General features: G+C 69.9%; 21 protein-coding genes and 1 tRNA gene. 11 read left to right on the top strand and 11 right to left on the bottom strand.

All coding sequences use genetic code 11. The features are described from left to right. The first annotated feature begins 2 nt into the window (after positions 1-2). Positions 3-872 carry a dihydropteroate synthase gene (gene folP / locus ABZS42_RS18660; RefSeq protein WP_355146820.1) on the top strand — a complete coding sequence of 290 codons (870 nt, stop codon included), beginning with the start codon at positions 3-5 and terminating at the stop codon, positions 870-872. Between the two features lie 22 nt (positions 873-894). Here folP and ndhC read toward each other — a convergent pair whose 3' ends face one another. Beyond that, on the bottom strand, positions 895-1,272 hold the full coding sequence (ndhC, locus tag ABZS42_RS18655) for an NADH-quinone oxidoreductase subunit A (RefSeq protein ID WP_355146818.1): 378 nt from the start codon (positions 1,270-1,272) through the stop codon (positions 895-897). 130 nt (positions 1,273-1,402) lie between these two features. On the opposite strand from ndhC, the gene ABZS42_RS18650 reads away from it, so the two are divergent. From ABZS42_RS18650 to ABZS42_RS18640, 3 genes are all read left to right on the top strand, one after another. After that, on the top strand, positions 1,403-2,803 hold the full coding sequence (locus ABZS42_RS18650; protein WP_355146816.1) for a hypothetical protein: 1,401 nt from the start codon (positions 1,403-1,405) through the stop codon (positions 2,801-2,803). Between the two features lie 283 nt (positions 2,804-3,086). Continuing rightward, complete coding sequence (locus ABZS42_RS18645) at positions 3,087-4,934, top strand: 2-oxoacid:acceptor oxidoreductase subunit alpha (protein WP_355146814.1); 1,848 nt, start codon at positions 3,087-3,089, stop codon at positions 4,932-4,934. After that, positions 4,927-5,961, top strand: a complete 1,035-nt coding sequence (locus tag ABZS42_RS18640) for a 2-oxoacid:ferredoxin oxidoreductase subunit beta (protein WP_355146812.1) — start codon at positions 4,927-4,929, stop codon at positions 5,959-5,961. Before ABZS42_RS18645 ends, ABZS42_RS18640 begins: the two co-directional genes overlap by 8 nt. Before the next feature lie 75 nt (positions 5,962-6,036). Here the strand turns inward: ABZS42_RS18640 and ABZS42_RS18635 are convergent, their stop codons facing one another. Together ABZS42_RS18635 and ABZS42_RS18630 are read right to left on the bottom strand one after the other, a co-directional pair. Then, positions 6,037-7,830, bottom strand: a complete 1,794-nt coding sequence (locus ABZS42_RS18635; RefSeq protein WP_355146810.1) for a trypsin-like serine protease — start codon at positions 7,828-7,830, stop codon at positions 6,037-6,039. 485 nt (positions 7,831-8,315) lie between these two features. After that, positions 8,316-8,963 carry an NAD(P)H-dependent oxidoreductase gene (locus ABZS42_RS18630; protein WP_355146805.1) on the bottom strand — a complete coding sequence of 216 codons (648 nt, stop codon included), beginning with the start codon at positions 8,961-8,963 and terminating at the stop codon, positions 8,316-8,318. 90 nt (positions 8,964-9,053) lie between these two features. Between ABZS42_RS18630 and ABZS42_RS18625 the strand changes: the two genes are divergently transcribed. After that, positions 9,054-9,521: a MarR family winged helix-turn-helix transcriptional regulator gene (locus tag ABZS42_RS18625; RefSeq protein WP_355146803.1), complete on the top strand. Its 468-nt coding sequence runs from the start codon at positions 9,054-9,056 to the stop codon at positions 9,519-9,521. Positions 9,522-9,544: 23 nt separating this feature from the next. On the opposite strand, the gene ABZS42_RS18620 is transcribed toward ABZS42_RS18625, so the two are convergent. Further along, positions 9,545-10,558 carry a potassium channel family protein gene (locus tag ABZS42_RS18620; protein WP_355146801.1) on the bottom strand — a complete coding sequence of 338 codons (1,014 nt, stop codon included), beginning with the start codon at positions 10,556-10,558 and terminating at the stop codon, positions 9,545-9,547. 161 nt (positions 10,559-10,719) lie between these two features. Between ABZS42_RS18620 and ABZS42_RS18615 the strand changes: the two genes are divergently transcribed. The 6 genes from ABZS42_RS18615 (at position 10,720) to ABZS42_RS18590 (ending at position 15,212) form a co-directional block, all read left to right on the top strand. Continuing rightward, the gene (locus tag ABZS42_RS18615) at positions 10,720-11,232 is read left to right on the top strand and encodes a SigE family RNA polymerase sigma factor (protein ID WP_355146799.1); all 513 of its coding nucleotides are present in this window, start codon (positions 10,720-10,722) and stop codon (positions 11,230-11,232) included. Positions 11,233-11,243: 11 nt separating this feature from the next. Beyond that, positions 11,244-12,338, top strand: coding sequence for a hypothetical protein (locus tag ABZS42_RS18610; protein ID WP_355146797.1), 1,095 nt, complete (start codon positions 11,244-11,246; stop codon positions 12,336-12,338). Between the two features lie 166 nt (positions 12,339-12,504). Next, complete coding sequence (locus ABZS42_RS18605; protein WP_355146795.1) at positions 12,505-12,999, top strand: helix-turn-helix transcriptional regulator; 495 nt, start codon at positions 12,505-12,507, stop codon at positions 12,997-12,999. A gap of 135 nt (positions 13,000-13,134) precedes the next feature. Next, a complete protein-coding gene (locus tag ABZS42_RS18600) occupies positions 13,135-13,737 on the top strand; it encodes an ATP-dependent Clp protease proteolytic subunit (RefSeq protein ID WP_355146793.1) in 603 nt (200 codons plus the stop codon). Positions 13,738-14,094: 357 nt separating this feature from the next. Then, positions 14,095-14,562 carry a hypothetical protein gene (locus ABZS42_RS18595; protein WP_355146791.1) on the top strand — a complete coding sequence of 156 codons (468 nt, stop codon included), beginning with the start codon at positions 14,095-14,097 and terminating at the stop codon, positions 14,560-14,562. Between the two features lie 245 nt (positions 14,563-14,807). Further along, positions 14,808-15,212, top strand: a complete 405-nt coding sequence (locus ABZS42_RS18590) for a RidA family protein (RefSeq protein ID WP_355146789.1) — start codon at positions 14,808-14,810, stop codon at positions 15,210-15,212. A 529-nt stretch (positions 15,213-15,741) separates the two neighbouring features. Here ABZS42_RS18590 and ABZS42_RS18585 read toward each other — a convergent pair. The 7 genes from ABZS42_RS18585 to ABZS42_RS18555 form a co-directional block, all read right to left on the bottom strand. Next, a complete protein-coding gene (locus tag ABZS42_RS18585) occupies positions 15,742-15,957 on the bottom strand; it encodes a hypothetical protein (RefSeq protein WP_355146787.1) in 216 nt (71 codons plus the stop codon). Positions 15,958-16,841: 884 nt separating this feature from the next. Beyond that, positions 16,842-16,917, bottom strand: a tRNA-Arg gene (locus tag ABZS42_RS18580). 290 nt (positions 16,918-17,207) lie between these two features. Further along, positions 17,208-18,242 carry a DUF6346 domain-containing protein gene (locus ABZS42_RS18575; protein WP_355146785.1) on the bottom strand — a complete coding sequence of 345 codons (1,035 nt, stop codon included), beginning with the start codon at positions 18,240-18,242 and terminating at the stop codon, positions 17,208-17,210. Positions 18,243-18,361: 119 nt separating this feature from the next. Next, a complete protein-coding gene (locus tag ABZS42_RS18570) occupies positions 18,362-18,922 on the bottom strand; it encodes a hypothetical protein (protein ID WP_355146783.1) in 561 nt (186 codons plus the stop codon). After that, on the bottom strand, positions 18,910-19,095 hold the full coding sequence (locus tag ABZS42_RS18565) for a hypothetical protein (RefSeq protein ID WP_355146781.1): 186 nt from the start codon (positions 19,093-19,095) through the stop codon (positions 18,910-18,912). The genes ABZS42_RS18570 and ABZS42_RS18565 overlap by 13 nt, the downstream gene beginning before the upstream one ends. 12 nt (positions 19,096-19,107) lie before the next feature. Continuing rightward, a complete protein-coding gene (locus ABZS42_RS18560; protein ID WP_355146779.1) occupies positions 19,108-19,569 on the bottom strand; it encodes a hypothetical protein in 462 nt (153 codons plus the stop codon). A 125-nt stretch (positions 19,570-19,694) separates the two neighbouring features. Then, positions 19,695-19,922: SDR family oxidoreductase (locus ABZS42_RS18555; RefSeq protein WP_355146777.1), on the bottom strand; the 228-nt coding region annotated here is incomplete at its 5' end.

Here is a 19,922-nt window from a genome sequence, read left to right as displayed (position 1 = left end):
CAATGGCCGGGGAGCTGCGGCTCGGTGGGCGGACGTTCGCCCCCGGTGAGCTGGTGGTGATGGCGATCGTCAACCGCACGCCGGACTCGTTCTTCGACCGGGGGGCAACGTTCGAGGCGGACAGCGCCCTGCGGGCGGTGGAACGCGCGGTGACCGAGGGCGCCGAGATCATCGACATCGGCGGGGTGAAGGCCGGCCCGGGCGCCGAGGTCGACGTCACCGAGGAGATCCGACGTACGGTCGGCACCATCGCCGCCGTCCGCGCCGCTTTCCCGGAGGTGGTGATCTCCATCGACACGTGGCGTGCGGAGGTCGCCGTGGAAGCGGTGGCCGCCGGCGCCGACCTGCTCAACGACACCTGGTCCGGCGCGGACCCCGCGCTGGCCCGAGTGGCCGCGGAGACCGGTGCCGGGCTCGTCTGTTCGCACGCCGGCGGGCTGGCACCCCGGACCCGCCCGCACCGGGCCGCCTTCGACGACGTCGTGGCCGACGTGGTCGCCACGGTGACCGGGCTCGCCGAACGAGCGGTCGCGCTGGGTGTACGCCCCGACGGGATCCTCATCGACCCGGCGCACGACTTCGGCAAGAACACCCGGCACTCGCTGGAAATCACCCGGCGGCTGGACGAGCTGACCGCCACCGGCTGGCCGCTGCTGGTCGCGCTCTCCAACAAGGACTTCGTCGGGGAGACGCTGGACCTGCCGGTCGCCGAGCGGCTGGAGGGCACGCTCGCCGCGACCGTCGTCTCCGCCTGGCTGGGCGCCCGGGTGTTCCGGGCCCACCAGGTGCGCGCCACGCGCCGGGTGCTCGACATGGTCGCCTCGATCCGCGGCGACCGCCCGCCGGCGGCGACCCGGCGCGGCCTGGCCTGATCGAGCCGCCGACCGCACCGCGTCAGGTCCAGCGCAGGATGTTGCGACGCCAGGCGTAGAGGATGCCGAGCGCCAGCACCGCCACGAAGATCGCCATCTCGACGACCGTGACCAGGCCGAACCCGGGCCGGTCGAAGACCACGGCCCAGGGGAAGAGGAACACCGCCTCGACCGCGAAGAGCACGTAGAGGTACGCGTACACGTAGTAGCGGATCTGCATCTGCGCCCAGTCGCCGCCGACCGGATCGATCCCGCACTCGTAGCTCGCCCGCTTGCCGGCCGGCTCGGCGGGGCGGCTCGGACGCAGCACCCGGTTGGCGGTGAACGCCACCACGAAGAAGAGGACGCTGACGAGCAGCAGGAGCCCGAGCGTCGCGTACGAGCCCAGGTAACCGTCCACGATCGGCAGCCTACCGCCCGGCCGGTTGACCATTTCCGGACACGTTACGGATTTGTTTCCGGACGGGACTGGTGTCGTGCGGCAACGGTACCGACGATGGGACCCCTGATCCGTTCTCATCGGAGGGCAGATGGCCAGCGTGGACGTACCGGCCGGGCGAGCGCGGCGTCGGCGTGCCGTGCCCGCGCTCGGGGTGACCGTCACGCTCTGCGTGCTCACCGCCCTCGCCGTGATGCCGGGCCCGGCCGCGCCCGGTGACCCTGCGGCCAGCCCGGTCGCTGTGCTCACCGACCCCGACGAGCAGGGCGAAGAGACGCCGACTACGGAACCGACCGGTACCGACCCGGGTCCGACGACCGCACCACCGACCATCGATCCGCCGCAGGAGACCAGCGCGCCACCGACGAGTGACCCACCCCTGCCGAGCACCGGCACGCCGTGGACGGCGCAGCCCACCACCGCCGCGCCGCCCACGGGGACGCCCGCCAGGCCGCCGAGACCACCGGTCCAGCCGTCGGCGCCGCACAGCGCTCCGGCGCCGCATCCGCTCGGGGTACGGGTCAGCACCGGAGACGTCACCCTGCCCCCCGCGTACTGGAACGCGGGCAGCACGGTCACCACGTTGCGGGTCACCGTCACCAACACCGGGAGCAGGACCGCTCGGGTCGCCCTGTCGTACCGGCTGCCCACCGGGGTGACGGACGCCGGCACGGCCGGCTGCGCGGCGACCGGCGGCGGCGCGTACCGCTGCGGCGAGTGGACCGCGCCCCCGGGCGCCCGGTTCAGCAGCCTGATCCGCCTCCGGGTCGCCGGCGACGCGTGGCGGCGGATGCCGTTGGGCGGCTCGGTCGCGGTCACCGCGAGCGCCCCCGGAGTGCCGGGATCGGCCGGCGACGACGAGGGATTCGCGGTGCTCTTCCCACCGGGGCCCCCGGCGGCCGGCATCGCGCTCGAAGCCGACGAGGTCACCTTCGACATCAGCGGGACCGCCACGGACCTCGCCGTACGGCTGACCAACACCGGCACGGCGGACGCCACGGGCCGGATCGACGTGCGCCTGCCCGCCGGAGTCAGCGTGCCGACACCACCCACCGGCTGCGTGCCGCTCGACCCGACCCGGACCCGCTGCGACCTGGGTGCGATCCGGGCCGGACACCACGTGAGCCTCCGGCTGCCGGTCGAGGCCACGCCGGCCGCCCAGCGGGACGCACCGCTTGGCGGCGCGGTGGTCGCCCGGCTCGTGCCGGCCCGCGGCGATGCCCGGCAGGTGCAGATGAGCTTCCGGATCAGCGCCGCGGTCGCGCTGGCCACCCTGGTGGCCGCGCCCGCGCCGACCGGCTCGCAGGGCGTCCTGGGCGCCGGCGGGACGCTGCCAGACGAGCCGGGCGGCTCCCCGCAACGGCGGATCGCGATGATCCTCGTCGTGGTCTCGACGCTGCTCATCGTGTTGGCGTTCTGGCTGGCCGGAGCGGCCTGGCGTCGACGGCTCATCCGGCCGGTGGTGCCGGACGGGCACGACGCGAGAGTTTGATCCACGAGCCCGAGACATCGGCCGATCGTGATCTCTATTACGGCAGGAGATGCGAAACGCCACGAAGTGGTGAATTTCACCCCCCAATCCGGTCCCAGTCGATGAACCTCCGGGGAAGGTGGCGGGTCGGTCCGACGTAGGCTCTCAGGTGAGAAACCACATGCGGGCCGGGCCAGCCACGGCCGGCGCGGTGCAGGGTGCGTAAGGGAGGTCGCGTGGCCGGGCAAGGCGGGGTCACCAGCAACTCGAGCCGCCACCGCGCGCAGCGAAGCGAGGTGCAGGCGTGAGCAAGCAGATCCGTCAACTGGACCGGGTGGTCATCCGGTTCGCCGGCGACTCCGGCGACGGCATGCAGCTGACCGGCGACCGGTTCACCTCCGAGACGGCCCAGCTCGGCAACGACATCTCCACCCTGCCCAACTTCCCCGCGGAGATCCGGGCCCCCGCCGGCACCCTGCCGGGCGTGTCGAGCTTCCAGGTGCACTTCGCCGACTACGACATCCTCACTCCCGGCGACGCGCCCAACGTGCTGGTGGCCATGAACCCGGCCGCGCTCAAGGCCAACCTGGTCGACCTTCCTCGCGGCGCGGACATCATCGTCAACACCGACGAGTTCACCAAGCGCAACCTGGCCAAGGTCGGCTACCAGGTCAGCCCGCTCGAGGACGACACGCTCGCCGGCTACGCGGTGCACCCGGTGGCGCTCACCTCGATGACGATCGGCGCCCTCGCCGACCAGGACGTGTCCAAGAAGGACGCCGAGCGGGCCAAGAACATGTTCGCCCTCGGGCTGCTCTCCTGGATGTACTCCCGGCCGTACGAGTCGACGCTGCGGTTCCTGGAGCGCAAGTTCGCGCGCCGGCCGGAGCTGGTCGCGGCGAACGTGGCCGCCTTCCGGGCCGGTTGGAACTTCGGCGAGACGACCGAGGACTTCGCGGTCCGCTACGAGGTGAAGCCGGCGCAGATGCCGCCCGGCACCTACCGCAACATCACCGGCAACGCGGCGCTCTCGCTCGGCCTGGTCGCCGCCGGTGTCCGCTCCGGCCTGCCGGTCTTCCTCGGCGCCTACCCGATCACCCCGGCGTCGGACATCCTGCACGAGCTGAGCAAGCACAAGAAGTTCGGCGTGCTCACCATGCAGGCCGAGGACGAGATCGCCGCGGTCGGCGCGGCACTGGGCGCGTCGTACGGCGGCGCGCTCGGCATCACCACCACCAGCGGCCCGGGCGTCGCCCTCAAGAGCGAGACGATCTCCCTCGCGGTGGCCCTGGAACTGCCGCTGGTCATCGTCGACGTGCAGCGGGCCGGCCCGTCGACCGGTATGCCGACGAAGACCGAGCAGGCCGACCTGAACCTGGCCCTCTACGGCCGCCACGGCGAGGCCCCGGTCGCGGTGATCGCACCGAAGTCCCCCGCGGACTGCTTCTACGCGGCCCTGGAAGCCGCCCGGATCGCCCTCACCTACCGCACCCCGGTGATCCTGCTGTCGGACAACTACGTCGCCAACGGCTCGGAGCCGTGGCTGCTGCCCGACGTCGACTCCCTGCCCGACCTGCGCGTCGAGTTCGCCACCACCCCCAACGGCGAGGACGGCACCACCTTCCTGCCGTACCTGCGCGACCCGGAGACGCTGGCCCGCCCGTGGGCCATCCCCGGCACTCCCGGTCTGGAGCACCGGATCGGCGGACTGGAGAAGGCCGACAAGACCGGCGACATCTCCTACGACCCGGCGAACCACGACTTCATGGTCCGTACCCGGGCCGCCCGGATCGAGACGATCCCGGTGCCGGACGTCGAGGTCGAGGACCCCGACGGCGACGCGCGGGTGCTGGTGCTCGGCTGGGGCTCGACGTACGGGCCGATCGGCGCGGCCTGCCGGGGCCTGCGTCAGCGCGGCCTCTCCGTGGCGCAGGCGCACCTGCGGCACCTCGCCCCGATGCCGGCCAACCTGGGTGCGGTGCTCCGTTCGTACGACCGCGTGGTCATCCCCGAGATGAACCTAGGCCAGCTGGCGCACGTCATCCGCGCGAGGTATCTGGTCGACGCGATCGGCTACAACCAGGTCCGCGGCCTGCCCTTCACCGCCGCCGAGCTGGAGACGATGCTGGAAGAGGTCCTCAAGAATGTCTGAGCCCATCGCCCTCAAGCTCACCGCCAAGGACTTCAAGTCCGACCAGGAGGTGCGCTGGTGCCCGGGTTGCGGCGACTACGCGATCCTGGCGGCCGTTCAGGGCTTCATGCCGGAGCTGAACATTCCGCGGGAGCGGACCGTCTTCATCTCCGGCATCGGCTGCTCGTCGCGCTTCCCGTACTACATGAACACGTACGGGATGCACTCCATCCACGGCCGCGCCCCGGCGATCGCCACCGGCCTGTCGGCCACCCGGCCCGACCTCTCGGTGTGGGTGGTGACCGGCGACGGCGACGCGCTCTCCATCGGCGGCAACCACCTGATCCACGCGCTGCGACGCAACGTCAACCTCAAGATCCTGCTCTTCAATAACCGGATCTACGGACTCACCAAGGGGCAGTACTCCCCCACCTCCGAGGTCGGGAAGATCACCAAGTCGACCCCGGTCGGCTCGGCGGACGCACCGTTCAACCCGCTCTCCCTGGCCCTCGGCGCGGAGGCCACCTTCGTGGCCCGCACCATCGACTCCGACCGCAAGCACCTCCAGTCGGTGCTGCGCGCCGCCGCCGAACACCAGGGATCGGCGTTCGTGGAGATCTACCAGAACTGCAACATCTTCAACGACGGCGCGTTCGAACAGCTCAAGGAACACGAGACCCGCGACGACTACCTGATTCGGCTGGAGCACGGACAGCCGATCACGTTCGGCAAGGACGGGCAGTTCTGCGTCGTACACCCGCCGGGCGGCTTCGGCCTGGAGGTGCGGGAGACCGCGACGACCCGCCCGGAGGAGATCGTCGTGCACAACGCGAACGTCACCGACCCGGCGTACGCGTTCGCGCTGTCCCGGCTGCCCGGCCTGGACCTGCGCAACACCCCGATCGGGGTGTTCCGCGCGGTCGACCGGCCGTCCTACGACAACGTGGTGCGTACCCAGCTCGACGCCGCCCGGGCGGAGGTCACCGAAACCCCCGAGCAGCAGCTCGCCGGCCTGCTGAGCAGCGGAGACACCTGGACGATCCTCTGACCGTCGACGATGGAGAAGGGGCCCGCAACCGATCGGTTGCGGGCCCCTTCGTCGTCGATGGTGCGGTGGCCTCGATCAGAAGATCGGACTGACCGTGTTCCAGCCCGAGTTTATGACGGCCGCACCGCCGGGGAGCCAGTTGCCCTTGCCGTCGGTCGGGTAGATCCGAAGCTTGCCGGCGCTGTCGACACCGAGCAGGTCCATCGCGTTGTCGCCGCTCCAGTCGCCCGGGGTCGGGATGGCCGGGAAGCTGCTCCAGCCACTGTTGATCTTGATGCCGGCGCTCGTGGCCCAGCCACCCGCGCTGTCGCTCTGGTACACGAACAGCTCGCCGGTCGTCGTCTTACGGACGATCAGGGCCTCGTTTCCGGTACCGAACCAGGAACCCGGCGTCATGAACGCATTGAAGCCCTTCCACCCGGTGCCGATCCTGGTCCCCGTCGCGCTGGCCCAGCCGCCCGCGCCGTTGCCGTCATACCGGATCAGCTCGCCGGCGGAGTTGCGGGCGATCAGACCCGGCTTGCCGTTGCCGAGCCAGTTGCTGGTCGGAACGAGGGCGGTGAAGCCGCCCCAGCCGGTGCCGATCCGCCGGGCCGCACCGGCGAAGCCGCCCTGACCGTCGCCGTTGTAGAGCCACAGCTCACCGCTGGAGTTGACGGCCATGATGGACGGCTTGTGGTCACCATTCCAGTTGTAGACGCGGAAGATCCGCTTCATGCTTCCCCAGCCGGAGTTGATCACCTCGGCCGACCAGAAGCCACCCGACCCGTCGTTGGCGAAGCCGGTGCCCGTGTAGAGCCGCAGACGGCCGCTCGAGTCCCGGGCGATCAGGTCGGCGTGGCCGTCGCCGGTCCAGTCCAGGTTGGGCGCCGCCGGTCGCGGGATGTCCGCGTTGACGGCGTCCGCGTAGTAGCTCAGCCGCTCGTAGTAGCCGGGGAACGTACCGCACGGGATGAAGCCCCAGTCGGTGATGCCGACCTGAACCCCGCCCACCAGCAGGGGACCGCCCGAGTCACCGGGGCAGGTGTCGCTGCTCGGCGTGTCCGGGGTGGCGTTACCGGCACAGATCATCCGCTCGGGGTAGTAGAGCTCCGGCACCAGGTTGCACTCGTCGTTGGACCGCATGTTGACGGTCGCCTTGCGCAGCCGGGTGTCGGGCCACACCTCGTCGTCGGACGTCACGCCGTAGCCGGCGATGACCGCCGAGGTGCCGGCCGTGTACGGCGTCTGGTCGCCCTGCTCGCTCAGCGAGACTGGGGTGTAATCGCTGGGCAGGTTCTGCTTCAGCGTGAGCACCGACACGTCATCGAGGATCGGTGCGTTTTCGGGGTCGTCGATCTGTTGAGCGATGTTCCAGCTCGGGTGGGTCCAGGTCGAGGCGACCTCGGCGACGTACCCACTGGTGGTGATGATGTTGCCGTTGTCGTCGACGAGCCGGTCGTTGCCGGCGATGACCCGGGTGGTGCCCGGCCCGTCGGCGGTGCAGTGCGCGGCCGTAAGCACCTTGTTCGGGGCGATGATCGTGCCGGTGCAGAAGTAGAAGTAGTACCCCCCACCCTCCCTGTACGTGGTAACGATGCCCACGATGTACGGGAACTCCGAGGCGCTCGCGAGCGTGCCCTGGAAGATCTTCGGGGCGGCGCTCGTGCCTGACTGGAACGGACGGCCCTTCGCCCCCGGCTCGGGAAGCACGAGCTTCCCCTTGTACAGGTTCGGCAGCTTGCTCCTGCCGTCGTTCGACACGCCGTGTCCGCTGGGGGCGGGGGCGGCCTGGGCCGCGGTTGTGGGGGCGACGGCCGCCGCGGCCGCGAGGGCGAGGCCCGCCACGACGCCGGCCGACCAGCGTCGTCTTGCTGACAGTTCAGCCACTGATTCGTATCCCGTCGTTCGACTAACGAGGAACTTGGAACCGGCCGCACGAGGGTGCGTCAGGTAAGACGGGATGACGACGATCGGGGCTTTGCCCCGCGCGCGAAGTTATGAAGTTCCCCCGTCATGCCTGCGCCACACGCCGTACCGACCAAGTCGATGGCTTCCCCACTGGCGGTTCCAAGCCGCCACAACTTAACAAGCCTCAGGCCGAGGAGAAAGCGCCAGACAGCCGGTTCCGCCCAACCGTTTACCGGATCGTGACAGGTCGATCCGCCGGGACGTGCTCGCGGGCCAGTTGCTCGATGCCGTCGATCGTGGACGCAGCTCGCCCACGCCCGTTGTCCTCGACGTCGGCGCGCGCCCCACGGGGGCAGCTCGTCGGCGCGGCCCGGAACTGGTGGGCGCGCCCGGAGCCGAGGGGCGTGGGACGGCCGCTTCGCCTGGAGCGGCCGTCCCACGGCGACGGGTGGCGGGCAACCGGTTCAGGCAGCCGCCCGGGCCGGCATCCAGAGCTCGTCGATGGCGCGCTCGGCCGCCGCGAGGCTCTGCTCGTGCAGTGGGACGAGTTCGGCCATCGCCGGTACCGCCGGGGCGAGCGTCAGCTCGGCCGCGATGAAGCGCGGTTCCAGGCCGGTCTGCGAGATGCCGTGCGGCAGCCAGGGCTCCGCATGGTCCCAGCCCTCTCGCGGCGTGCCCGGGCCGTAGCCGCCGCCGCGACTGGCCAGCACGACGAACTCGCGACCGCCCAGCAGGCCGGCCATGCTCGCCGGGTCGTACGCGATGCCGGGCGCGATGAGGTGGTCCACCCAGGTCTTCACGCTGCTCGGCGCGCCGTAGTTGTAGAGCGGGAGGCCCAGCAGGACCGTGGTGGCCTGCTGCACCTCGCTGACCAGCTGCTCACTCAACTCCCAGGACGCCCGCTGCGCGGGAGTGTGCTGGTCGAACGGCGTCATCCGGGCGAGGCCCCCCGCCTCGTCCAGGTGAGGCAGCGGCTGCTTGCCGAGGTCCCGGTAGGTCACCGTGCCGCCCGGGTGGGCGGCACGCCAGACCGCGGCGGCGCGGGCGGTGAGCCGCCGGCTGATCGAGTGCTCCCCGCGGATGCTCGAATCGATGTGCAAAAGGTGTGCCATGGGCCAACCCTCCGTAATTCGCGGATGATTTGTGCAGGACCAATCATTTATAGCAGGTCGATCGAAGGGCACGGCGGTAAACTGGCTCACATGCCTGACCTGCCGGCCGTCCAACCGGAACGCCGCACGGGGCCGCTGCTTGATCACCTGGCTCGGCGGATGCGCCTCCGGTCGGAGTCGGTGCTGACACCGCTCGGCCTGCGCCCCCGGCACCTGCTCGCGCTCACGGTGCTGCGCAATGCGGGCGGAATAAGCCAACAGGCGCTCGCCAGCACTCTTCAGATCGACAGCACGAACGTGGTCGGGCTGCTCAACGACCTGGAGTCGGCACAGCTGGTGGAGCGGCGACGGTCACCCGAGGACCGCCGCCGGCACGTCGTGTTCCTCACCGAGGCCGGGACGGCGCGCCTTCACGAGGCGGAGTGCGCCCTCGAGACCGCCGAGGACGAGGTGCTCGAGGCGCTACAGCCGAACGAGCGTGAGGTGCTCTACGACCTGCTCCAGCGGGCCACCAGCGGTTGGCAGATCATCTGCAGCGCGAACGAGGACGGCTCCTAGAGCCGAGCCGCGGGCAGCGGCCGTCAGCCGACCGTCGCCGACTGGGGCCGGTCGTCGCGGACGTAGACCAGCATGTCCCCGGTCTCGATCTCGGCACCCGCCGGATCCGTCAGGGTGATCACCCGGCCGCGCCGGACCAACGCGATCACCAGGCAGTCCAGCTCGCGCGGCGAGCTGCCCACCTCGTTCCGCTCGGCCGACCGCATCGCCAGCGCCATCCCCTGCCCGGGCGTGAGCAGGTCCTCGACGACGTCGATCAGCGGCGGCGCGGAGGTCGAGAGACCGAGCAGTCGACCCGCCGTGGCGGAGGAGACGATCACGTGGTGCGCGCCGCTCTGCTTCAGCAGCGGGGCGTTCTCGGCCTCCCGGGCTGCGGCGATGATCCGGACCTGCCCGGCGGTGAGCTGCCGTACTGTGAGCGCCACCAGCACTGACGCGTCGTCGCTGTCAGTCGCGATGATCACTGCCTTGGCGTTCTTCACGTGCGCTTCGTTCAACGTCGCCGACCGGGTCGCCGAGCCCTCGATCGCGACGAGTCCCGCCGCGGTGGCCTGGCGCAGCGCGGTGCTGCTGCGCTCCACGACCAGGATCCGCGACTTGTCCAGCCCGTTCTCCAGCAGGGCGGAGACCGCGCTGCGACCCTTGGTGCCGTAACCGCAGATGATCACGTGGTCCTTCACGGTCTTCCTCCACCGCGTCAGGCGCCGGCCCGTACGGTACTGCTCGGTCAGAACTTCCAGGGTGGTGCCGACCAGGATGATCAGGAAGATCACCCGGGCCGGCGCGATGTAGAGGACGTTCACCAGCCGGGCGCTGTGACTGACCGGAGTGATGTCGCCGTAGCCGGTGGTGGAGAGGGTCACCACCGTGTAGTAGAAGCTGTCGAGGAGCGTGAGGCCGTCCTCGTTGACGTCGCGGTAGCCGTCCCGGTCGAGGTAGACCACCGCCACGGTGGCGAACACGAGCGCAACCGCTGCGGCGAGCCGCAGGCTGAGGGCGCTGAGCGGACTACGGCGCTGCGCGGGGAAATGGATCACCGTCTAACCTGCTCCGTCGCCTGCACGCCCACAACATAGCGGGTGCGACGGATCCGGCACGGCCGGGTGCGGTGCCGGGGCAACCCACCGCCGCTCCGGCCTCGACTACCAGTCGACGACGACGGACCGGTCGAGACCGGCAGACGAGAGGCGGACTCCTCGTGACGACGAGCGGCAGGCGCAGAGCCGAAGCCGACGCCGAGTACACCGACTTCGTCCGGGGCCGGATGAGGCAGTGGCGGCGGACCGCGTACCTGATGTGCGGCGACTGGGATCGCGGCGACGACATCCTGCAACGGGTGCTCACCGAGCTGTACCGCAACTGGGCCCGCGCCCGGCAGGCCGAACACCCGGACGCACTGGTGCGCACCATACTGCTGCGCCGGCTGCTCGACGAGCGGCGGTTGCGCTGGAGCCGCGTGATGCTCGGCGCGGCCCTGCCCGAACGGCGAACCGAACCCGCCGACCCGACCGAACGACTCACCCTGATCGCGGCGCTGCGCAAGGTCCCACCCCGGCAACGGGCGGTGCTCGTTCTCCGGTACTTCCAGGACCTCAGCGTCGAGGACACCGCCCGCGCCCTGGGCTGCTCGGCCGGAACCGTCAAGAGCCAGGCGGCGAAGGGTCTGGCCACCCTGCGCGCCGTGCTCGACACCGCATCCGTGGGCCGATGAGAGGAGCGACGATGCTGGACGAACGGGAACTCACCGACCTGATGCACACCGAGGTGGACGCGGCGGAGCGTCCCTCCGTGGTGCTCGACGTCGACCGGGCGATGGCCACCGGCCGGCGGCAGCGCCACTACCGCCGGGCTGCGGGTGTCGCACTGGCCGTCGGCCTGCTGGTCGCCGGCGCAGTGACGGTCCCCGGCCTACTGGCACCCGAGCGACCACCTGCCACCACGGCCGCCGCGGCGGGTTTGCCGGCCGCGCTGACCACGGTCGACCCGGGCGTGGTGTACGTCCGCTTCGGCTGGCTGCCGGACGGGGTACGCGGCCTCCAGTACCAATCCGGTCTGCTGCTCTCCGGGCCCGGCGTCTATCTCGGCGCGGTCAGCAGTCCGATCGGCGAGAACTGGCGCGGCGTCGCGGTGGACCTGTACCCGAAGGGAGTGGAGCCGGCGGCGCCCCAGCGCAACAGCGGTGAACCGGCCACGCTCACCGGGACGAGTCCCGGACCGGAGCTCAACGGCGCACCGAGCACCTTCGTCGCGTACAGCGGCGCGGAGCAGCCGGAGGCGATCCTGCGGTGGCGGTACGCCCCGGACGGTTGGGCCCAGCTGCGGGTGCACGGTGTCGCGGGAGATCCGGCGGAGACGGCGGAGCGGGTGGCCCGCACGCTGACCTTCGGCCACGAGGTGCTGCCGATGCCGGTGACCGTGCCGGATCTCCCGGAGAACCTACGTCCGATCACGGCGAACGTCTCGCTGGACCTCGGCGAACCGAGGTCCTGGAACGCCTACACCGAGTGGTCACCGGAGCCGCCCGACGCCGAGCCGGGCCGGCAGCGGGCGCGCACGCTGACGGTCGGCTTCTCCCCCTACCGACCGGTCAGCGACCCCACCGACAAGGCGCATGTGAGCCCGACCGCCATCCCGGAAGAGCTCCCGGTGCATCCCGCAACGGGCGTCGAGCCGGTGACCCTCTACTTCGCCGCCGCCGGCATCATCGTGTCGGTCGACGACGACGGCCTGCTGCCCGCCGGCGGCACCGAGGCGCTCTTCGAGAATCTCGACGTGGGATCCGACGCGGCCGACTGGCTGCCACACCTGAAGCGGTGATCCGGGCGCCGGGCGAGGAGGGTCGCCCCCGCCCGGCGTCACCGCGATCCGTCCCCGCCCACGGTGACCTCGGGCGCCGGATGCACCTCCGGGGCCGCCCGGGACGGCGGGACCGGGCATGATGGGGATGACCCCCGGGACGACGAGGCAGGGAAGTGAGGCCGGCATGTCGTTGCTGCGACGGGTGATCGGTGGGGTCCTGCGCCGCCTTCGGCTGCGTCAGGGCCGCACGCTGCGCGAGGTGGCCCAGGCTGCCGGGGTGTCCGTGCCCTACCTCTCGGAGGTGGAACGCGGGCGCAAGGAGGCCTCCTCCGAGGTGCTCGCGGCGATCTGCCGGGCTCTGGGCATCCACCTCTCGGAACTGCTCGAAGAGGCTCGGGACGACCTGCGCCAGGTCGAGCCCCGCCTGCCGGCCACACCGCGGTCGGCGACAGCCACGCTGGCCCCCGTACCGATGCCCCGGCCGCAGACCGGGCCGAACGTGCGGCTCGGCCCACGTACGCCACAGGGCCTGCTGCACCGCGGTCCGGGGGCGGGCAGCCCGACGTTGCGGGCCGGCCGGTCCGGCTCCGCGCCGGCCGGGCGCCCCGGTCCGCGTACCGCCGGCCTGCTCGGCTGCGGACGGACCCGCACCTCGCGGCGTTTCCTGACCACCTTCTGACCTGACCGATTCTGCCGGCGGCAGATTCGCCGCCGGCAGAATCGCTGGGACCGCGACCACCGACGAACGCACGCTTGTGGGGCCGGTCCCCCGGGCGCTCCCGCCGCCCACCGGCACGGTGGAGAGGCGAACGCGATGATCGGGTACGACCAGGTGCGGATGCTCACCGAGGGGCAACCGTCCTTCGGTAACCAGGTGTTCGAGCGGTTGCTCAAGGAGCGGATCGTCTTCCTCGGCACGGAGGTGACCGACGAGTCGGCGAACCAGATCTGCGCCCAGATGCTGCTACTCGCCGCCGAGGACCCGGACCGGGACATCCACCTCTACATCAACTCGCCGGGTGGCTCGGTGAGCGCCGGGATGGCCGTCTACGACACCATGCGGTACGTCCGTAACGACGTGGTGACGCTGGCGCTGGGCATGGCCGGCTCGATGGGCCAGTTCCTGCTCTGCGCGGGGACGGCGGGCAAGCGATACTCGCTGCCGCACTCGCGGATCATGATGCATCAGCCGTTGGGCGGGATGGGCGGCACCGCCGCGGACATCACCATCCAGGCGGAGAACATGCTCCACGTGAAGCGGACCATGCAGGAGCTGATCGCCCGGCACAGCGGCCGGACCCTGGAGGAGATCCAGCGCGACTGGGACCGGGATCGCTGGTTCACCGCCGAGCAGGCCCGCGAGTACGGGCTCGTCGACCAGGTGATCAGCCGGGCCGATCAGCTGTCCGTGGGATGAGACGCGACGGCCGGCCGGCGATGGTCCCGGCGGTCGGCCGTCGTCCCCGCGCCGGGGCAGGTCGGCGAAGCCGGCCAGGAAGCCACGCGCGGCAGCGAGCACCGCGGCGGTCACGGTGACGAGCAGTGCGGTACGACGCAAGGGACTCCCTTACGTCACGTAGAGGTGCGCCAGGAGATCCGTGGGGTTCGGAAGGCCGCCTCGACTGACCGACCGGCGCTGGTGGTGCTCGACGGGGTCCGCGAATCAGGATGACGATGCGTTCGATCACCGTCTACAGTGGCGACTTCATCCGTCGGGTCGGCCGGCACGAGGCCACTGGGGACGGGACTGAGACGAGACCCACGGGGAGTTGGCATGTCCACCCTTCGCCTGCGTACGCTCGGCGGCCTCGCCGCCCTGGGCGCGCTCGCCGCGCTCGCGGCCGGCTGCGAGACCACCGCCGAACCCGCCGCCGGTGGCGCGCCGTCCAGCGCGGCGGCCAGCACGAGCGTCGACCTCGCGGCCAACAAGAAGACGGTCTGCGAGGCCGGCCTCCAGGCCGTGAAGGCCGGCTTCGGCGGAATGGCCGACGACGCGATCGCGCAGATCGACAAGCCGGTCAGCAAGGCTGAGCAGGACCGCCTGGTCCGCGAGCACTACACCACCATCGTCACCGGGCTGAAGGCCCAGGTGGCTCAGGCTGCCGACCCGGCCGTCCGGACCGCCTTCGAGAACCTCGCCGGCGCGATCGAGAAGCGGATGGCCGACAAGAAGCCGATGGAGGTCGACGAGCCCAGCCTCAAGGAACCGATCGAGGGATTCGACACGGCCTGCGGCGACTGAGCCCGCATCGGCCGGCCGGCCGATGACGGCAAGGGTCTCGTGCTCGTGCGGTCGTCGCCCCGCTACTGCCGGCGCGATCGGCCCGATGCTCGCCCCCGGTGCTGTACAGGCCCGACAGCGACCGGACCGACCTGCCACTCTGGGCGAGAAAGGGCGGTTCCCCCGCTTTCCCCCAACATCAAGACATGCCGCTTCAACAGTGCTTCGATGTTCAAGGCGGAGCAGGTAACTCGATGGAGGTAGCCGTGACGGCCAAGTCCCAGACCTTTCAATTCGGTGTGCCGTGGGAGTCGCTCTACGGGTACAGCCAGGCGTACCGCGCCGGTGACACCCTCTACATCTCCGGCCAGCTGTCCCACGACATGTCCGGGAACTTCATCGGTCCCGGCGACTTCGAGCTGCAGCTGAAGACCACCCTGGCCAACCTCGATCTCGTGCTGAAGCACTTCGGGGCGAGCCGCAACCAGATCGTCGAGACCAATGTGCTGGTGAGAAACCTGCGCGAGAACTTCGACACCTTGGCACGTCTCCACGCCGCCTACGTCGGGGACCACCGTCCCACCAGCACCGTGCTGGGCATCTCCGACCTCGCCCTGCCGGAACAGCTGGTCGAGATCGGCGCCGTCGTCCGCCTCGACCTACCCGCGTAGCTGCCAGGCGGTGGGCCCAGTGGGGTCCGACCCCCGGCACGACGATTACCGGCCCCAGGCGGCCCAGGCGGCTGGCGGCTGGCGGCTGGCGGCTGGCGGCTGGCGGCTGAGCCTGGTCAGGACATGCGCCGGGTACGTCAGCCACGCCACCGGCATCCTGCATAGCTGGGCTGAACGCTCTGCCGGCGGCTATCTGGCAGAAGTGTGTGACCTGCCGGGCTACGACCCGGACGTTCGGCCCAGGCGCGCCACTACAACGAGATCTCGCTGACGGGCGCCCTGTGGTCCCTGCGATGGGCCGTGGCTGCATGGGCGGATGCTGTGGGGTGTCGCTCGCCTGCGGTGTGGTGCTGCCCCACGCCAACCGGGGGCGCGCTGTACCGTCGCTGATCGGACCGCAAGGAGTTGGTCTCTCTACTTGCCGACGAGAGCCCGTGCGACTTGGCGGCGTGACGCAACTCGATGCTCCGCGGTGCCGCGGGGCCAGATCTCCACCAACGGATGATGGCAGAAGCCGCGGCCGAATCACCTAGGGCGTGTCCCAGTCGGAGGAAGCGGAAACCTCGTAGGGGATCGTCGCCAAAACCTCGGCAGGCCCCGCCAACCTCCACATCCGGACGCAGCAGCCGCAGCCGCCCTCCTCCTCGGCGTAGGTCAGAGCGTCGCGGTTGGCGTTCAGCCAAACCTCAGCCGCCTCGACCTCGCTCGGCTTGTCTACCGAAGCCGCCATGGTCTGCCGGATCACAGCGAGCACCATAGCGGACCGGAACGGGTGCCTCACGCCTGTGGCTGAACCCCAACTCTCTCGAGGATCCCAGCCGGAGGCGTCGCTGCCCGCACCTGGCGGTCTGCAATCCGCCGGCTGATGCCGACGCTTGCGCCTTCAGCAGGGCTGGCCGCTCCCGGAAACCGTGTCCGTAGATCCGTCCGCGTTCAGATCGAACATGGCCTCAGACACCGTTAAGGCGTGATCTGGCGCGATGTTGATGCCCCCACCCCACCCTGCCCGGACTGAAAGACGCCGCACGGACCGTCGATGCGAACCGGCCACAGTGCGCGCCAGGCAGGGGCACCTGGCAACAGCGCTATCAGGAGGCCGACGGCCACAAGCACGACCTTTCGCCTACTCGTGCCCGCCTCCTGTCGATGTCCGCCGTCAGCTTGGCCGGCACCATGTCCGCCTTCATCCCGGCAAAGTAGGCGGCGCTGCCGCCAACTTGTTCCTCTGCCTCAAGCCCATCTCCGCCGTGAATCCGCACATCGCGGACCGGGCCAGCTCTCCACTGTCAAACAACTACCCACCGTGATGACAGCGGGGAGCAGGTCTGCTCGGCTTCGCCCGGACTCAGGGTGAAGATGGGCGGCCCCCATCGGCCCGGTTGGGCGATGTGAGTCCTCATGATCTGCGGGCCACCCACGCGATCTGGGTCGTTGACTCGCACGGCGTCCTGGTGGCCGCTCGCCGGCTCGGGCACGCCAACGTCACGACTCGTCACTACGCCCGCGCCGTCGATGGCCGAGACGCCGAGGTCGCTGAGCACTTGGACGCGAGCCGGTCGAAGGCCGCGAGGCGATCGGGCACGCAGGCCCCGGAAGGCGGAACAGTGACCGGTGATCAAGGCTGTGACCTGGTGCCCCCGGCAGGATTCGAACCTGCGACACACGGTTTAGGAAACCGATGCTCTATCCCCTGAGCTACGAGGGCGCGAGTCGTCAGTCTAACGACCTGCGCGTTGACCCGCGTTGGCAGGGAGTGACCCGCGTTGACGTGCGTCCTCCCGGTCGACCGGCTCGACTGATGACCACACGTGGACCACACGGTCGGGCCGCCGGCCATGACCGTTTAACCTCGATTGACCCGAACTGGCACCGATTGCCTCAGAGTGGCATCCGCTGGAGAGCACACACCGCGCACATCATCCCAGGCAGAGACGTCGGCCCGGGGCGGATAAGAACGCGCGATCCGCGTAGTGGCCGGTTCACGTCCGATCGCGGCTATCGCGGGCTCGGCTCGTCGATCAACGTGGTTACGAGCGGCGCAGGTGCCTGGGTCGGCTCACCCGGCGGGGTCGATCCAGTCAAGGCCGCCGGCCCCGTCCGGGTCCGCCGTTCAGCGGCCCGGACCCAGTTCCGCAGCATCTCGTGGCTCATCCCGAGCTCACGAGCGACCTGGTTGACAGGGCGCTGCGACGAGCGAACCAGATCAACGGCATCACGTCGAGACTCTTCCGTGTACTTCGATGGATGCCCTAACGGGGACACCCCTTCCTCTGGACCAACGTCCAGAGGAACAGGCGGATGGGCCAAGCTGATCGACACCGTGCCCGTCCTGACCGGATCGCCGGAACCCGAGATCCGCTGGCCGCAGCCACGGTTGTTAGGTCCACGCTCTGACAACGTAGCTTTTCCCCTTTCCTCTTGGTACGAACGGATCATCCCGATTGCTTCCGGAGCAGCCTGTTCGCGGCCGACTGAAACCGCGATACGCCGAAAATGGCACACAACAGGTAGACAACGGTGAGGAAGGCGAGCAACAACTCCACCGACCATCTCGACCATCTCGACCAACCGAACGACGGTCGCCCAGCCCCGGAATACCGGGCGACCGTAGACACAGCCCGTGTTGTCCGAGCCGGAACACGCCTCGCGGAACTCGACGTCGTTGCCGGCGTCGCTCGGCGTGACGATCGAGTGACGGACGACGGCCTCCACCACCCGACCGTCGTCCGTCCGCACGACCACCTGGCACTCCCACCAGTACCCGAAGCCGTTGACACTCACCGGACCCGCCCGCCTGCACTCCCCTACCTGGGCGACCGCCGGCCGCTCCTTAATCGAGCTGATCTCTCCGGTCCCGTGGTACAGGCTCTCGACTGTCGCGAACGCAAACCCCGTCACGACCCAGCCCAGCGCCAGCAAGACCGCCACCGCGAGCTGACCAAGCCGACCCCACACAGGCCCAAGCCGTTCGTAGGCGGCGCGTTGCTTCGCCTGCAGAGCGGCCATGTCAGCGTCCGGCGGATTGGTCACGAGAAGCCTCCTCCAAGCAGCCGCCCGATCATGTTCTCCGGCTTGAAGACCCGACCGCTACCGGTTGCAAGATCAGCCGACCCCATCAACTTCGTTGAGCCGTCATCGAAGGACGGCGATCAGGAACTCTTCGGGAGCTCCTCGGGCCACCGTTGGCGGGCGACGCTGTCCTGCCACTCGACCACCGGGCCTGACCCCCCAGCACGCGCCGCGGACCGGTCAACGGCCGGGAAATCCGCCCCGCCCACCAGCTGATGCGTCCCACGCCCCTGCTCCGTCTTCGCCGCCAGCACGTAGGTCGTGCCGGGCCGTAGCAGAGACTGGCCCTCCACATGCCAGGTGTCCTTGCCGAGGGTTCCACCCAACTGGACCACGCGCAGCGTCTTGACCGGCTCGCCCTTGAGGGTCTCGTCCACCGTCACGTCGAAGACGGCGTAGGGCGCGCCGTCGCGCTCCTGCACCTCCGCGACGCGGTTCACCGTCGCGACGACGACGTAGTCGGCAAACCCGGCGACCTTCGTCTCGTCGGTGACATCGAACGCGTAAGACGAGTGCACCGTGTGCATTTCACCCGCGCGCAGCGAGTCGTAGGCCAACCATCCGCCGGAGGCCACCGCGACGGCGCCGACGCCTGCGACCAGCGGTCGAACAAAGCGGCGGTTCATGCTCAGTACCCCCATACGTTGTGGTACGAGTTGATGTCCCACGATTGCAGGTTGTAGCTCATGTTCGGGTTGTAACAGGCCGGGCACGTGTCCATCACCGCGATCTCCGGCCCGTAGGCGAGCTTGAGAGAGTGCCCGAACTCGTGGGTCACGACCGCGTGCTTCTGCGAGTCGTTGTAGCCGTCCAACCAATGTGGTGTTCAGTTTGATGGGACTTCACCACACCACCCAATCGCTACCAGCGCCTCAAAATCGTTGCCGACGAGTACGGCCTGCCAACTGTCGGCGGACTCGTCGAAGCGGTCATCCGCCGACAGCGAAAGACGATCACCTTCGTACGACTGCTGGCCGAGCGAGGACTTCCGCCGCACCGCCAGTGGGTAGCCGACGGCTTCCTCGACGAGTTGGCTGCGCGAGTCGACTGGACGGACCAGAACCATGCGCTGTTTGCGCCACCGACCGACGCTCACCACCCGGTCGGCGGCCAGACGTGGGCCGGCGCGATCTCCAAGACCCTCGGTTTCCGAACCCAACGGCGGCGAACGCCAAAGGTGTTCGCCGCCGTTGCCGTCAACTACTCCTGCCAGGACGACAAGAGGTAGATATGGGAAGGTGACGCCCTCGCGATAATTCCGGATCGACTGACGCGCACCGTCACTCAACCATTGCCGCGTGCCAGAACTCCCACTCGCCGCCGAATCCTTCCGGAGCCAACCGTGACAACCCGCCGAGTTGCGGCGTCCGTATCAATGCAGGACGCGGGCCCGTCGCCGCAGGGGTTCGGGTGTCAGATGGCGCCGCCGTTGGCGTACACCACCTGGCCGTTGATCCACCGGCCCGGGCCGGCGAGGAACGCCACGATCGGGGCGACGTCCTCCGGCATGCCCATCCGGCCCAGCGGCGGCTCGGCGGCGATGCGAGCGATGGTCTGCTCGTCCTTGCCGCGCAGGAACAGTTCGGTGCCGATGGGTCCGGGGGCGACGGTGTTGACCGTGACGTCCCGGCCACGTAGCTC

Origin of the sequence: Micromonospora sp. NPDC005367 (assembly GCF_040606825.1) — a bacterium.
GTDB lineage: Bacteria > Actinomycetota > Actinomycetes > Mycobacteriales > Micromonosporaceae > Micromonospora.
The sequence above is the reverse complement of the archived record's forward strand: the minus strand, read 5'-3'. Positions and strand labels throughout refer to the sequence as shown.

Bases quoted from the DNA above. Each gene is read 5' to 3' on its own strand.
- ABZS42_RS18640 (WP_355146812.1), top strand. From the start codon at position 4,927: ATGTCTGAGCCCATCGCCCTCAAGCTCACCGCCAAGGACTTCAAGTCC.
- ABZS42_RS18650 (WP_355146816.1), top strand. From the start codon at position 1,403: ATGGCCAGCGTGGACGTACCGGCCGGGCGAGCGCGGCGTCGGCGTGCC.
- ABZS42_RS18610 (WP_355146797.1), top strand. From the start codon at position 11,244: ATGCTGGACGAACGGGAACTCACCGACCTGATGCACACCGAGGTGGAC.
- folP (WP_355146820.1), top strand. From the start codon at position 3: ATGGCCGGGGAGCTGCGGCTCGGTGGGCGGACGTTCGCCCCCGGTGAG.
- ABZS42_RS18625 (WP_355146803.1), top strand. From the start codon at position 9,054: ATGCCTGACCTGCCGGCCGTCCAACCGGAACGCCGCACGGGGCCGCTG.
- ABZS42_RS18570 (WP_355146783.1), bottom strand. From the start codon at position 18,922: ATGGGGGTACTGAGCATGAACCGCCGCTTTGTTCGACCGCTGGTCGCA.
- ABZS42_RS18605 (WP_355146795.1), top strand. From the start codon at position 12,505: ATGTCGTTGCTGCGACGGGTGATCGGTGGGGTCCTGCGCCGCCTTCGG.
- ABZS42_RS18600 (WP_355146793.1), top strand. From the start codon at position 13,135: ATGATCGGGTACGACCAGGTGCGGATGCTCACCGAGGGGCAACCGTCC.
- ABZS42_RS18595 (WP_355146791.1), top strand. From the start codon at position 14,095: ATGTCCACCCTTCGCCTGCGTACGCTCGGCGGCCTCGCCGCCCTGGGC.
- ABZS42_RS18630 (WP_355146805.1), bottom strand. From the start codon at position 8,963: ATGGCACACCTTTTGCACATCGATTCGAGCATCCGCGGGGAGCACTCG.